11 protein-coding genes are annotated in these 13522 nt (G+C 26.4%); 2 read left to right on the forward strand and 9 right to left on the reverse strand.

Translation table 11 applies throughout. From position 1 onward, the window contains the following. Positions 1–219 precede the first annotated feature (219 nt). From BN7997_RS09795 to BN7997_RS09825, 7 genes are all read right to left on the reverse strand, one after another. On the reverse strand, positions 220–1959 hold the full coding sequence (locus BN7997_RS09795) for a hypothetical protein (protein WP_071120611.1): 1740 nt from the start codon (positions 1957–1959) through the stop codon (positions 220–222). A gap of 98 nt (positions 1960–2057) precedes the next feature. Then, on the reverse strand, positions 2058–3290 hold the full coding sequence (locus BN7997_RS09800) for a restriction endonuclease subunit S (protein WP_071120612.1): 1233 nt from the start codon (positions 3288–3290) through the stop codon (positions 2058–2060). 15 nt (positions 3291–3305) lie between these two features. After that, positions 3306–4847, reverse strand: a complete 1542-nt coding sequence (locus tag BN7997_RS09805) for a type I restriction-modification system subunit M (RefSeq protein WP_071120613.1) — start codon at positions 4845–4847, stop codon at positions 3306–3308. Positions 4848–4895: 48 nt separating this feature from the next. Continuing rightward, positions 4896–5486, reverse strand: coding sequence for a retron system putative HNH endonuclease (locus BN7997_RS09810; protein ID WP_071120614.1), 591 nt, complete (start codon positions 5484–5486; stop codon positions 4896–4898). Then, complete coding sequence (locus BN7997_RS09815) at positions 5470–6693, reverse strand: AAA family ATPase (protein ID WP_071120615.1); 1224 nt, start codon at positions 6691–6693, stop codon at positions 5470–5472. Before BN7997_RS09815 ends, BN7997_RS09810 begins: the two co-directional genes overlap by 17 nt. Before the next feature lie 89 nt (positions 6694–6782). Next, a complete protein-coding gene (locus BN7997_RS09820) occupies positions 6783–9545 on the reverse strand; it encodes a type I restriction endonuclease subunit R (RefSeq protein WP_071120616.1) in 2763 nt (920 codons plus the stop codon). A gap of 234 nt (positions 9546–9779) precedes the next feature. Next, positions 9780–10034 carry a Mor transcription activator family protein gene (locus tag BN7997_RS09825; RefSeq protein ID WP_071120617.1) on the reverse strand — a complete coding sequence of 85 codons (255 nt, stop codon included), beginning with the start codon at positions 10032–10034 and terminating at the stop codon, positions 9780–9782. 145 nt (positions 10035–10179) lie between these two features. Here BN7997_RS09825 and BN7997_RS09830 point away from each other — a divergent pair, with 145 nt between their 5' ends. Further along, complete coding sequence (locus BN7997_RS09830) at positions 10180–10836, forward strand: N-acetylmuramoyl-L-alanine amidase (protein WP_071120618.1); 657 nt, start codon at positions 10180–10182, stop codon at positions 10834–10836. Between the two features lie 371 nt (positions 10837–11207). Here BN7997_RS09830 and BN7997_RS09835 read toward each other — a convergent pair whose 3' ends face one another. Beyond that, entirely contained in the window at positions 11208–11402 is a 195-nt protein-coding gene (locus BN7997_RS09835; protein ID WP_071120619.1) for a hypothetical protein, read from the reverse strand. A 165-nt stretch (positions 11403–11567) separates the two neighbouring features. Between BN7997_RS09835 and BN7997_RS09840 the strand changes: the two genes are divergently transcribed. Next, positions 11568–11864, forward strand: a complete 297-nt coding sequence (locus BN7997_RS09840) for a hypothetical protein (protein ID WP_071120620.1) — start codon at positions 11568–11570, stop codon at positions 11862–11864. Positions 11865–12199: 335 nt separating this feature from the next. On the opposite strand, the gene BN7997_RS09845 is transcribed toward BN7997_RS09840, so the two are convergent. After that, entirely contained in the window at positions 12200–13474 is a 1275-nt protein-coding gene (locus tag BN7997_RS09845) for an urease accessory protein UreH domain-containing protein (protein ID WP_071120621.1), read from the reverse strand. Between the last annotated feature and the right edge of the window lie 48 nt (positions 13475–13522).

A 13522-nucleotide genomic window follows, 5' to 3' on the forward strand; every position in this document is an offset into this window, starting at 1 on the left:
TTTATCTATAACTTATTATCTATAATAGTCTATTTATATAAAAAAATAAAGTATAAAGGTCATTAATATTACTTTCAAATATTTTAATATACCCTTAGTATATTAAAAATACACTGCCTATTTTATCTACAGTGTATTTTTATAATAGTTTATGAATTATTTTAAATCTTTTACTGCTTGAATTATTCATATAAAATAAAAGAGGTCGATTGATTTATTTTATGATATTTTTCCTAAATTTTCATTTTCTAATATTGATTCAAAGTTAAAGTCTCCATTATAAAAATTCTTATAAACAGCTATGTTTTTAGAATCTGAACATATATCTAATATTAAATCTTTATCATCATATTTATTTATACATGTTTTAGTTAATACTATAAGATGTTCTCCTAAATCTATTTTTTCTCCAAATAACTCAAATTTGTCGTTAGAAATAAAATGAAATAATAATTTTGAATCTGTCGGTATATTACATTTTGATTTAATTTCTTTACCTTTAATAGACATTGAAGATATATTTATATTACTAATACCAGTATCAAGTATATTTTTTAGAGAATTTATCTCTTCTGCATAGTTTACTATTAATTCAGGTGAAATTTTAAATTTAATATCTAATCTATTCTCAATATAAAGTAGTTTTTGAATAAGTTTCTTTTCAACACTTAAATCTATAGATTCATTAAAATCAAATTTACCTTCAAACAAAAATATATTTCCATCAACTAATCTAGCTGTTAAAGATTTACTGTTATTTATCTTTATCATAGTATTAATCCAATACATTATACTTAATGCACTAGAAGGATTAACTATCTCAAAATTAGCATTATTTGAAATTATATTTTCATCTGTATCTAATGAAACTTTAAAAGTTACATAGACTTGAGCATTTTGTTGCTGTTTGTTAGACATAATTGTAGTGGATATATTATTTACAGTTGAAATATCATCAATTCTTAGGTTTATATTATCTAATATCGTTTCAAAATCTTCATTTTCTAATCTAATCTTCTTATCAAAACAAGCCATAGGAGGAATTATTTTAAGTTCACTTAATTGCCCGTTCTGAAGTGAGTTATTAGCAAAGTATCCTATTGCCAAATCAATTTCTCCTTCACTAACAAATTCTAGTGCAACCAACTCTGATTGATCTTTATTTTCATATTTAAATTCTTGAATTATATTACCATCTATTAGTAATTTAAATTCAACTGGCTCTAACACAATCGTCTTTTGAGTTCTATATGAATACTCTAAAACTTCTGATAAATTATTGAACTTACTAAGAAATTCATTGTATTTAACTAAAAATACACCTTTAACATCATGATTAGTAGAATTAATTTTAATATTAGATTCTTCCCTAAAATTGATATTATTATATTTTAGTTTATTTTTTAATTTATCATCTAACAAGTTAGAGTTTTTCTTATTCATGTCCTCTTTTAAGGCATTAAGCATTTCAATAATCTCTTTGCTTTGATTCATAAGTGCATTATGATTGTTATCACAATTTCTATTTATCGTATTTATCATAAACTTATCTTTAATATCTAGTTGCTTATATATTAAATTATTTATATCTGAAAATAATTCTGTAAAATATTTTTTTACGATTGAATCATCTTTTAAAGCTGGATAATTTATCTTATTTCTTTCACTATTAATAAACTCAATTGCTAAATTAGATATTTCATCAATAAATATGTAGTCTACTTTAGAGTTTTGTAAATCTATACTTAATAGATAATTTTTTATTTTTTCTTCATTTTTAGTTAAGAATCTTTCAAAAATACCACAATCAACTTCACTATTTAAATAATTTGAATTTAAATTAGCAATAATTTGATTTAATTCACTTTCTATATTTTTCTCTTTAGCTTTATCTACAACTTCATTTAATATAATACTAGCTATATTTGGAGCTAAAAGCGTACCAATTAAAAATTCCATACTCTCTCCTTTTATATAAACATATTTTAAATATTTAAACTTAATTTAAGTCAAAAAGACAGATTTCTCTGTCTTTAACTTTAATAATTCATATTTAATTAAACAAACATCTTTTGTAATAATCCTTTTTTATATTCATTTAAAGAATCTAGCTTCTCTTGTTCCTTATTTATTTTTTCATCTATTTTTCCTAAAAATTCACCAATCTTAACTTGTTCATCATAACAAGGTATCCAATGATAAGTTTCAAAGAAGTCACTAACACTTATATTTAATAATCCATGATTTCTAGCTCCCTCTACTGCAATCATAGAAATTTCCTTATGCCAACAAGAAGTTTCAAAATATTGTACTAAGAAATCAGAATCTACACCATCTAAAATTGAAAAACATATATATAAACTAGATAAAACACCCCTATCATATCTATCTAACCTTTTAATAGCACCAAATGGATATCCAGTTGAATAACTTTTATTATATGCAAACTCACCTTTTTCTAATAAATAATATCCTTCTAAATTTGCACTTGCAACAGTTTTATTAAAAAATATTACTTGGTCTACTAAACCATATTGTGCTGATATAGTTAATGGTAGTGTACATATAGTTCCTTTATTTTTTCTTGTAACTCTTTCAACAATACTATTTAATTTCTTATGTTCCCATTCTGGATAATCTCTACCCTCATCATCCTTAAATCTTAACTCCCTGCTAAAAATCTTTTGTATCATACCTTTCTTATAACCCTTAAGGGCCTCAACCTTTTCACCTTGAAGAGAAATCTTATTATCGATTAAAGAAAAGAAAGATGCTATTTTTTCTTGTTCTTCTATTAAAGGTATGTTAAATTTAACTTTTTTTAATTCTTCTGTACTTATAAATGGTTGGTCTGACCCTTTAGATTCTCTTAGTACAAAATCAAAAACTACATTATTTAATAAATAATATGAAAATAACTTATTACAAGTTTTATCTACAATAATTTTACCTACCCTCTGATATAGTATAGCTGGTATATCAGTTTCTTTTAACATTGCTATTTTTAGTTTATTATTAGTTATAGGTCTGTTAAGTGCTAACAGTATATCATCTTTTTCTAATACTATATCTGAATAACTGTCTTTATATTCTTCAGGTAAATATGATATATTATCCCACTTTATTCTCCCATATCCTATATTATCTATTTTAATTAATGGAATACCTGTACTTGAATATTCATTAAGTTTAAATCCATATCCTGATTTAACATTATATATATCTTTAAATTTTTTCTGCTCCCAATCTTCACTAAACTCCTTAAATCTAAGCTTCGGTGCCTTACTCATATCTCTCACCTCCCCTTATAATCCAAGCTCTCTTAAATAAACTGCTAACTCTTCATCTAACTTAGCTATCTCTTTATCAATACTAGAAATTCTCTCACTAACAGCTACTAAATCTATCGGCTCTTCTTCCTCAAAAGTATCAACATATCTTGGTATATTTAAGTTATAATCATTTTCTTTTATTTCTTCCATACTAGCAACATAACTGTACTTTTCAATAGCTTCTCTCTTAACAAAAGTATTAACTATCTTTTCAACATGAGCATCTGTTAAATTATTTTGATTTTTACCTTTTTCAAACTCATTAGATGCATCTATAAATAATATATCATTATTTTCTCTATTCTTTTTAAACACTAATATAACTGTTGGTATACTTGTACCAAAGAATATATTAGCAGGAAGTCCTATAACAGCATCTAATACATTTCTTTCCTCTATTAAATACTTTCTTATAACTCCTTCACTTGCACCTCTAAATAATACACCATGAGGAAGTACAACTGACATTGTTCCATTATCATCTAATTGATGTATCATATGTTGTATAAATGCAAAGTCTGCTTTACTCTTTGGAGCAAGTTTTCCATATGCACTAAATCTTTCATCATCTAAAAACTTAGCATCTGCACTCCAGTTAGCAGAGTATGGAGGGTTTGCAACTATTGCTTCAAATTTCATTCCCATATGTTGAGGATTTTCTAATGTATTATCATTTTTTATATCAAAGTTTGTATATTCTATATCATGAAGTAACATATTCATACGAGCTAAGTTATAAGTTGTTGATGTAAGCTCTTGTCCGTAGAACTTTCTAACATTAGCTTCTTTTGCAACACGAAGAAGAAGGGAACCAGAACCACAAGTTGGGTCATATACATTTTTTAAATTTTCTTTCCCTACTGTTACTATTTTTGCAAGTATTTTACTTACTTGTTGTGGGGTATAGAACTCACCTGCTTTTTTACCTGCATTTGCAGCAAATTGAGATATTAAATATTCATAAGCATCTCCAAGTACATCTATTTCACTGTCTTCATGTGAAAAGTCTATTTCAGAAATGTTCCCCATTACTTTAGCTATAAGACTTGAACGGCTTTTTACGTCTTTTCCTAACTTTGTTGATTTTAAATCCATATCATCAAATAAGTGGTCAAAGTCTTCTTGGCTATCGTTTCCTATTGTAGATTCTGTTATAGCATTTATTGCTCCTTGAAGCATTTCTATATCAAAGTTTCCATCTTCTATTGCTTTAAGTAATGAAGAGAATAAGTATTTAGGCTCTATAAAGTATCCTAATTGCTCTATTAACTCTTCTTGTAAGCCTTCTCTATATTCTTCATCTTCATAGGCTTCATTGTAGCTTATTTCATCTTCGCTTAATAAGTCATTTGCTCTATTTTCTACTTTTTCACTAAGGTATCTATAAAATATTAGTCCTAGTATATAGTTTTTAAATTCATTTGCTTCCATATTTCCTCTTAAGTCATTTGCTATTGCCCATAACTTTGTGTGAAGCTCTCTTTGTTGTTCTTGTTGTTTTTCACTTGTTTGCATTTTGCTCTCCTTATATATGTGCATAATTTTTTACTAAATTCAAATGTTTTATCCAAATATATCTTCTTTTATAAAATCTATTAATGTTGGAAATCTTTTTATAGCTTCTTTATAATAATCAAAATCACTCTCTTCAAAAAGATTGTTAAGTTCTATTGCAAATGATTTTCTAGCCTCACTTAATTTACTATAATTAAGATTCAATAAATCTATAGTATATCTAGCTTTTTCATATTTTTCTCCACTACTATAAATAGGGACTATATTTCCACTAGACAAATCATATTCAATATATTCCATTGGATTTTCTATAACAGGATTTATAAATTTTTCATCATATCTATTTCCTTTAATAGATCCACAAGTGTTTTTATTCATACAACATGCTATTAAATTATCATGTGTATCAAATTCATTTGGATAAATATCCTTAGGTTTTATATGTTCTATATGGCTACTAATTTCTTTTATATATATTTCACAATATGGACAATATCCATCTTGTTCATTATCTAACATAAAATCCTTTAATTTAGACTTTATATCACCATCATTATAATCTATCCATGATTTAGGTTTTTTCCTTTTTTTAAAGTCGGTAAGAAAAGATGGTTCATCTTGCTTATCTACTTTTATCATCTTCTCTCGCCTTCTTTCTATTTCTTCTAGCTATTTCCATATCTATACTAATTAAATCTTTATCATATTCTCCTAAATAAGTTTTTAGATAACTATATGCCTCTTTAAATGCATCGGATTCATAAGTATTAGCATCGAGTTCATTTCTTAGAATTTTAAAATATGCTTCTCCTGTATCACTTCGATTACTTTTAATACCCATAGTGTGCTTAAGTATTGACTCATAAGTCTGAAGATATGTTTCTTCAAGATTATCTATAGGGGTGATACTTACTCCTTCTTCATCTCTTTTTATCACTCTTAATTGTTCTGCTTTTATATCTGCAACTATATGAGGTGAGTGTGTAGCTATTATAAGCTGATTATTTTTACCTATATTTTCATATACCTTAATTATCTTTCTTTGCCACTCAGGGTGTAGAGATATTTCTGGCTCATCTATAAGTATTATTGAATTATTAGCATTTAAGAATTTAAGAGATAATGCTCTTATAAATAACTGCTTTTCTCCAGATGATAATCCATTTATATCAAATTCATTACCTGTAGAATCTTTAAATATAGGTCTAGTTTCTTCATCTTTTGATAGTCCGATAAATTTTACACTTAAATCCATACAATCAAATATTGAATTTATATCATTACATATTTTTTCTATACTTTTTTTAGGTGGCAATTCTTCATTTTTAAATACTTCCGTATTTATTGCATTAACAATAGCTGATGGTAAGTCTCTAGCTATATTTTGGTTTACTTCATTTAAAAATTCGTATTCATATTTAAATGTTCTGTCTACTCTATTTAATTCATTAAAATTTATTTCCGTTGGCATATAAATTATTTTTGATTTAATTTCACCTTGAAAACTATATTCGTTACCAGATTTTACTTCATCTATAAATTCATTTATGTATAGCTTAGATTTTATTTCATTCCACATTGCTATATCACTACCATCTTGTGTGTTAGCTATAAGCTTTATTTCATCTTTAGTTGCATCTAGCTCTACTTTTGCATCTATTTCCTCATATACTTTTGTATTCCAATTCATTTGATTATATATACTTTTTAATAAAGTCGTTTTTCCTGATCCATTTTCTCCAATTATAACTACTGTATCTAGTATTTCTTTATTTCTATCTAAAAAATCAACTTCTAAGTTTCCTAAAATTTTATGATTGTTGAATTTAATATTCTTTATTTTCAATAATTTACACATCCTTTATATAAATATTATACGTTGATTATATCATAAAAACCCTCATATATTGAGGGTCTTTCTTCTATTATATAAACCTATGCATATTTTCTAACATGGTCATATATAAAGTTTTTAACTTGGTCTATTAGTTTTCTTCTAAGTGTAAACTTTGGTTTTAACTCTACTTTTATTTCTTCACTTATTTCTTGTCTATTTATTATTCCAGAGTACTCATATTCTGAAATGTAGTCTTTTATTTTATATCTATTAAGTCCAATTTCTTTTGAAAATTCTTCTACATCTTCTTCTCTTTTTACTTCTTCAAATTGTTCATAGGCTACATCTATATCATCATTAGGCTCAAGTTTTGGAACTACTTTATTTAAAAACTCTTTTAATAAATCAACTTTAAGTCTTAAGTCTTCATTATCAGCTCTATCAAGTTCTGTTATTACATTTTTAATATCTCTTGCTTGTTTTTCTTTGTCTGATAAGTCTATATCTCTAATTAAATTCATTATATATCCTACGTTGATTTTATCAGTGTGCATAAGCTCTATTCCAAAGTCTATATCTGCAAGTATTGAAGTTTTTTCATCGTCTTTACGCTTTACATCATCATATATTAAAAGATATTTACTTTTAAAGTCTTGGTAACTTTGTTCACTCATTCCAAGTGTATCTTTATTAAATTCAAATTCTGTGAAGGTATTTAGCTTTGTTAATACATTTGCTAAATCTCTAAAAGCTAGTATAAACTTCTTTTTATCTTCTTCACTTTCAAGACTATCTACATCTTCTGGATTTTCTGTTAAAGCATATAGTTTTTTTAAGTGTGTATGCCATAAACTCAAGTAATACTCATAACTTTCCATTAATACTACATCTGTGTTATCAGTTTGTGAGAATAGACATAGTGCATCATCTGTGTTTTTCTTTAAGTTTCTATAACAAACTACATTTCCATAAGGTTTAGTAGCTTTTTCAACTCTATTAGTTCTTGAATAGGCTTGAACTAAGTCATGGTATTTTAAGTTTTTATCAACGTATAGTGTGTTTAATGTTTTACTGTCAAATCCAGTTAAGAACATATTTACAACTATAAGTATATCTATTTTTGCAGTTTTTACTTTTTTAGATACATCTGAGAAATAGCTTGAGAAGGTGTCTGTTGAATAATTTGTATCAAACATTTTATTATAATCTGTAATCATTCTTTCTAAACTATCTCTTGAGTGTTCATCTTTTCCTTCGCTTTCTTCATTAGCTCCAAAACTAAATATTCCTGCTATTTTTAAGTCGTGGTTTATTTCTTTAAATTTATCGTAGTATTTTACAAGCATTGGTATACTTTGAACTGTAAATATAGCTGTATATTGTTTGTTTTTAGTTTTAGCATTGTGAATATTTATGATGTTATTAGCAACTAAGTCTATTCTTTCATCACACATAAATACTTCTTCTTTGTCTATTGCTTTTACTTTTTCATCATCATTTTCGTCAAAACCACCGTCAAAGGTTTTTATATATTCAACTGAAAATCCAAGTACGTTTCCATCTTTTATTGCATCTTTTATTAAGTATGTGTGTAAGCATTTTTCAAAAAGGTCTGCTGTAACTCTTCCTTCTTGACTTCTATTTTCAAAGAATCTTGGTGTACCTGTAAATCCAAAGTATTGTGCATTTTTAAAGTGTTTGTTTATAGCTTTATGCATTTGTCCAAATTGAGATCTGTGGCACTCATCTATTATAAATATAACTTTTTCTTCTTTGTACTCATTCATTATGTTAGCGTATTTATCATTTTTTATAGCATTAGCCATCTTTTGTATAGTTGTAACTATTAAAGGCTTATTTATATCCTTTATTTGTTTTACTAGTGTATCTGTTTTGTCAGTTGTATCAACACTATCTGGCTCAAATTTATTAAATTCTGCTAGTGTTTGAGAGTCTAAGTCTTTTCTATCTACTAAGAAAAATACTTTTTTTATGTTAGGCTCTTTTGCTAGTATTTGACTAGCTTTAAAAGATGTTAAAGTCTTACCACTACCTGTTGTATGCCATATAAATCCATTGTTATTAGTTTCAAAGGCACGAGTAACAAGTGCTTCAACTGCATAAATTTGATATGGTCTCATAACCATTAATAGTTTATCAGTTTCATTAGTTATCATATATCTTGCTATAACCTTTGATACAAAAGATTTATCTAAGAAGGTTTGAGTAAAATCTCTTAGATTGCTAATTCTTTTATTTTCTTCATCACTCCAAAAGAATGTTTGACTAAATAGTATTTCTTTATCACTATTTGCAAAGTATTTAGTATCTACTCCATTACTTACTACAAATATTTGAAGGTATCTATATAGTCCTTGATAAGAATGTTTTTTGTACCTATTTATTTGGTTAAAGGCTTCTTTTAAGTCAAGTCCTCTACGTTTTAATTCTATTTGAACAAGTGGTAGTCCGTTTATAAGTATTGTTACATCATAACGATTTGTATACTTTCCTACTACTGTTGTTTGGTTAGTTACTTGGAATCTATTTTTACACCAGTTTTTACTGTCAAAGAATTCTATATAAACTTCACTACCATCTTCTCTTTCTAGTATGAATTTATCTCTTAAAATCATTGCACTTTGAAAAACTGATTTTCCTTCTACATGTCTAAGTATTCTTTCAAATTCTTTATCTGTGAAGGGTTGGTTATTTAGTTTTGATTTATTATGTTCAAATAACTCATTTCTAAAGTTATTTTTAAGTTCTTCTTCATTAGCTATTTTAACTTTATTAAATCCTTGGTTTACAAGTTGTTTAATTAAGTTATCCTCTAATTGAGCTTCACTTTGATAGGACATTTTCTTCCCCCATTTCTATGTTTCTTATAACTCTATTTTAACATTTTTTTACTAATACATAAATATAGAAGTATATTTAGCTTATACGGAAAGTTTTTACAAAATATTTAGATAAATTTGGTATAAATAACCTATTTTCATACTCTAGTAAATGATATAGTAAAAATTAATTTGAAATATAAAGTTAAGTATATAAAAAATACTACCCCGTCGGTATTTACGACGGGGTTTTTATCACTTATAATTAACAATATTTCTAACCTGAGCAGTACTAATCCCAAACCTCCTAGAAACCTTTCTATAATCCCCATCAAAGCTATCTCTAATCATTCTATTTCTAACACCCTTAACAAGACTTGCTTCATTAGGAATATACAAATTGCTCCCACCAGCAAACTTAACCAAACTCTTAAAAGCATCCATACCTATAACATCAACAACATCAATAACCCCATCAGGCAAATCATCCTTAGTTAAATAATCTAACATAAAACACCTCCATACCTTATAATCCTACAATATATATTCGATAAACATATATCCACATCCTACTAAATTCTTTAAATTTTTTAATATTTAACTAAAAATAAAATGCCTTAAACTATTGGTAAAACTATATTAGGAGGTAAACATTATGAAATGGTATCTAGACTTTGGACATGGAGGAAAAGACTCTGGAGCAGTTTCTGCTAATCAAACAAAAGAAAGCAATATAGTCTTAAAAATAGGAATGTTAGTAAAAAATAACCTAGAAAAAGCAGGTGAAGAAGTAGTAACTACACGTGAAAAAGACCTATACTATTCACTAGATTACAGAACATCTAAAGCAAATAAAGAAAACTGCAACTACTTTATAAGCCTACATATGAACTCATCAACTAATAAATCTGCCAAAGGAGTTGAGGTATGGGTATATGATGAAAAAAGCAAGGTATATAACTTAGCAAAAAACATCTGTACTAATTTATCAAAAGATATAAACACACCTAATCGTGGTGTTAAAATCTCAAAAAACTTTTATGTTCTTAGAAAAACTAAAATGCCATCACTTTTAATAGAAATAGATTTTATCTCAAATTCTACTGTAGAAACTTCCCTTCAGTCTGAAAAATATATAAAAGATATTGCTAACACTATTTCTTCTACTCTACTAGCTTTTGTAAATAAATCTATTGTAGATGATGATGTATTTTATAGAGTGTGTATAGGTGCTTTTAAAAATAAATCAAATGCTATACTTCTAAAAAATGAAGCTATATCAAAGGGGTTTAGCGATGCTTATATATATTAATTATCTAAAAATATTATAAACATAAAATAGATAGGTCTATTTAACCTGTCTATTTTGTAATTTGGGACTGTAAGCAGGTTTTTGTAAATACAAACTTACCTACAGTCTTTTTTATAATTTGCTTAACCAAATCTGATTAGATAGTCGCTTTTTTAATTTAAAATAAAAATCTCTAGTTTTTCCCTTTGAATATAACATACAAATTTATCTATAAATTGGCTTAACTCTAAAATCTCATCTATTAGGCTATTTATTTCATATTATTTACTTAAAATTTGCTTTAGTTCATCAAAAATTAACAATATCTTCTAAACAGAGTTGATTGCTATCTAATTTTGACTTTTTTTATCCTAAGAACAACAAGATCTATTTCATTTAAATAGGAAGAAGAAAAAGCCTCCCATAATTAAAGGACAGATAAATGGAGCTATAAATGATACAGCTAATGCCCCGGAAGCACTATATGCGCTAATTGCAGGAACTGCTGAAAGTAATAATAATGGAACTATGCAACATAGAAATAGTGGTAAAAATCTTTTTAAGTTTTTCTTAGTTTCTTTATTCATTTTAAAATTACCTCCATATATTTTATGAGATAATATTACTTAAAAAGTATGAAAAAATTATGAATTTAAATTTATTTATATTTCTAGAGTTTATTCATATTTTATTCATACTTTTTCAATATTATATTCTTAAAGAAAATAATATTGAAAAAAGGATGTGTTTATATGAAGAAGTCATTAATAGGAACATTAGCATTAGGTCTAATAATAGGTACAGGTGCATTAACTGTAAAATCATTTGCAAATGAAAGAACAGTAGATACTCAATTATTTGTTAATAAAACAAATCCAGTAGTATCAACAACAGATAACCAAAGTTCATATCAGCAAGATGCAGGGTTTAAAGTATTAAACCAAGAGACAAATCAATTTGAACAAATAGATGATAGTAATTATAGAAATTCTAATCCTAACTATGGACAATGCTGTCCTTATATGAATTATGGGAATTTTGGAAATTAAAATATAAATTAAATGGCTAAAAATAATAAAAATGGAGTTATAATCAGATAGATATAAACTCATTAAAAAATGCTAGGGTATTTCTAGCATTTTTTTATTACAATAAAAAGAGGTACGATAGAATTAGAAAAGAAAAGAGTGAGCATATAATTAATATAGTAAAAAGACCTTTAAATGTGGAAATATAGGTTAAAAATTTTAAAGTGTATTAAATTTTGATTTAAGGATAATCTAAGTATGAATTAAAAATATATTACTAGTTTACACATAATAAATAATTTATTAATATAACAAAATGTCTTATAAGTATATACTTATAAGACATTTTTATTTTATTATTCTACTCTTAGATTGCCTCTAATCATGCCCATCCAACAAGTAAATGATATATCTTGTCCATTAGGGTTTATCTCAGCAATTACATCACCTTTACTTAAATCTATATACTTATCATATTGAGGGAAGTACATAGCATTATTACAAGATGTCAATTCTTCAACTTTTATAGTAAGTCTAACGGGGATATCACCTTTTATAATAGGACTTGATGCTTGATATCCATATCGATTAGCTGTGATAGTAACCTCTTGATATCCATCTACAACAGGTGCAAGTTCTCCAGAAGACTGAGATATACCACCTAAAATAGGTATATTAATTCCTGTTAGCGCTAAACCTCTTTGTCCCATAGAAAGACCTAATATTATTATAAATACACCACTGTATTTAAATATATTATTGCTTAGCGACTTACTTAACCTAGATGAAATATATCCAAATCCTAGCATTAATGGAACAGTACCAATAGAAAAAGCAAACATTGATAAAGCGCCCATTACAAAGCTACCAGTTCCAAGTGCATAAAGTTGCATAGTTTGTAGTGGACCACAAGGCATAAATCCATTTAAAATCCCCACCACAAAAGGATTTTTGTTACTTTTACCACAATTTTTTTTCATAAAAGGAATACTTAAATTAATATTTTTAAACAATTTTATTCCAAACATATTAAGTCCAGCTATTACCATAAATAGTGCAGCAAATAGTTGGATAAATCCTTGCATTTTCATAGATATTGAAAATACAGAACCTAGAGCACCGATTATTCCTCCAAGTAATGTATACGAAATTACTCTACCAAGATTATATTTAAGTGCAGTATTAAAAGATGATTTTTTACTTACAAGTAAATTATCTTTATCTAGAGTCTGTGTAAGCATTATTCCACCACACATACCAACACAATGAAGAGATGATAATAATCCTACCACAAATAACATAAAAAGTGATGCATTTGAAAGTAGTGAATTCGTATCATATCCAACTAATGAATTACTACTTAGATATAGCATTATAATTACCATCAATCCTAAGCATAAAAACTGGCTTATAGAGTTTTTATAGGTTGAATAACCTGCCTTTTTTATAGCTTTTTTAATTTCATTTTCACTTAAAATTTCATTTTCATACACAGTTATAACATTTGATTTATTATGGCTTGCTTTTACATTGAAAATACCGTTTAAAGACTTTATTTCTTCTTCGATTGCAGTTTCACATGATTTACAGTGCATTCCATAAACATCAAATGATTTAGTAATTTTACTCAATAAATTCACCTCATTTAAGATATTTTTCAAGATATTATAACTTTAGAT

The organism is Romboutsia timonensis (genome assembly GCF_900106845.1).
Lineage (GTDB): Bacteria > Bacillota > Clostridia > Peptostreptococcales > Peptostreptococcaceae > Romboutsia > Romboutsia timonensis.

What these genes read in the sequence shown, in the direction of transcription:
- BN7997_RS09795 (WP_071120611.1), bottom strand. Translation starts at nt 1,959, where the DNA reads ATGGAATTTTTAATTGGTACGCTTTTAGCTCCAAATATAGCTAGTATT.
- BN7997_RS09800 (WP_071120612.1), bottom strand. Translation starts at nt 3,290, where the DNA reads ATGAGTAAGGCACCGAAGCTTAGATTTAAGGAGTTTAGTGAAGATTGG.
- BN7997_RS09805 (WP_071120613.1), bottom strand. Translation starts at nt 4,847, where the DNA reads ATGCAAACAAGTGAAAAACAACAAGAACAACAAAGAGAGCTTCACACA.
- BN7997_RS09810 (WP_071120614.1), bottom strand. Translation starts at nt 5,486, where the DNA reads ATGATAAAAGTAGATAAGCAAGATGAACCATCTTTTCTTACCGACTTT.
- BN7997_RS09820 (WP_071120616.1), bottom strand. Translation starts at nt 9,545, where the DNA reads ATGTCCTATCAAAGTGAAGCTCAATTAGAGGATAACTTAATTAAACAA.
- BN7997_RS09825 (WP_071120617.1), bottom strand. Translation starts at nt 10,034, where the DNA reads ATGTTAGATTATTTAACTAAGGATGATTTGCCTGATGGGGTTATTGAT.
- BN7997_RS09830 (WP_071120618.1), top strand. Translation starts at nt 10,180, where the DNA reads ATGAAATGGTATCTAGACTTTGGACATGGAGGAAAAGACTCTGGAGCA.
- BN7997_RS09835 (WP_071120619.1), bottom strand. Translation starts at nt 11,402, where the DNA reads ATGAATAAAGAAACTAAGAAAAACTTAAAAAGATTTTTACCACTATTT.
- BN7997_RS09840 (WP_071120620.1), top strand. Translation starts at nt 11,568, where the DNA reads ATGAAGAAGTCATTAATAGGAACATTAGCATTAGGTCTAATAATAGGT.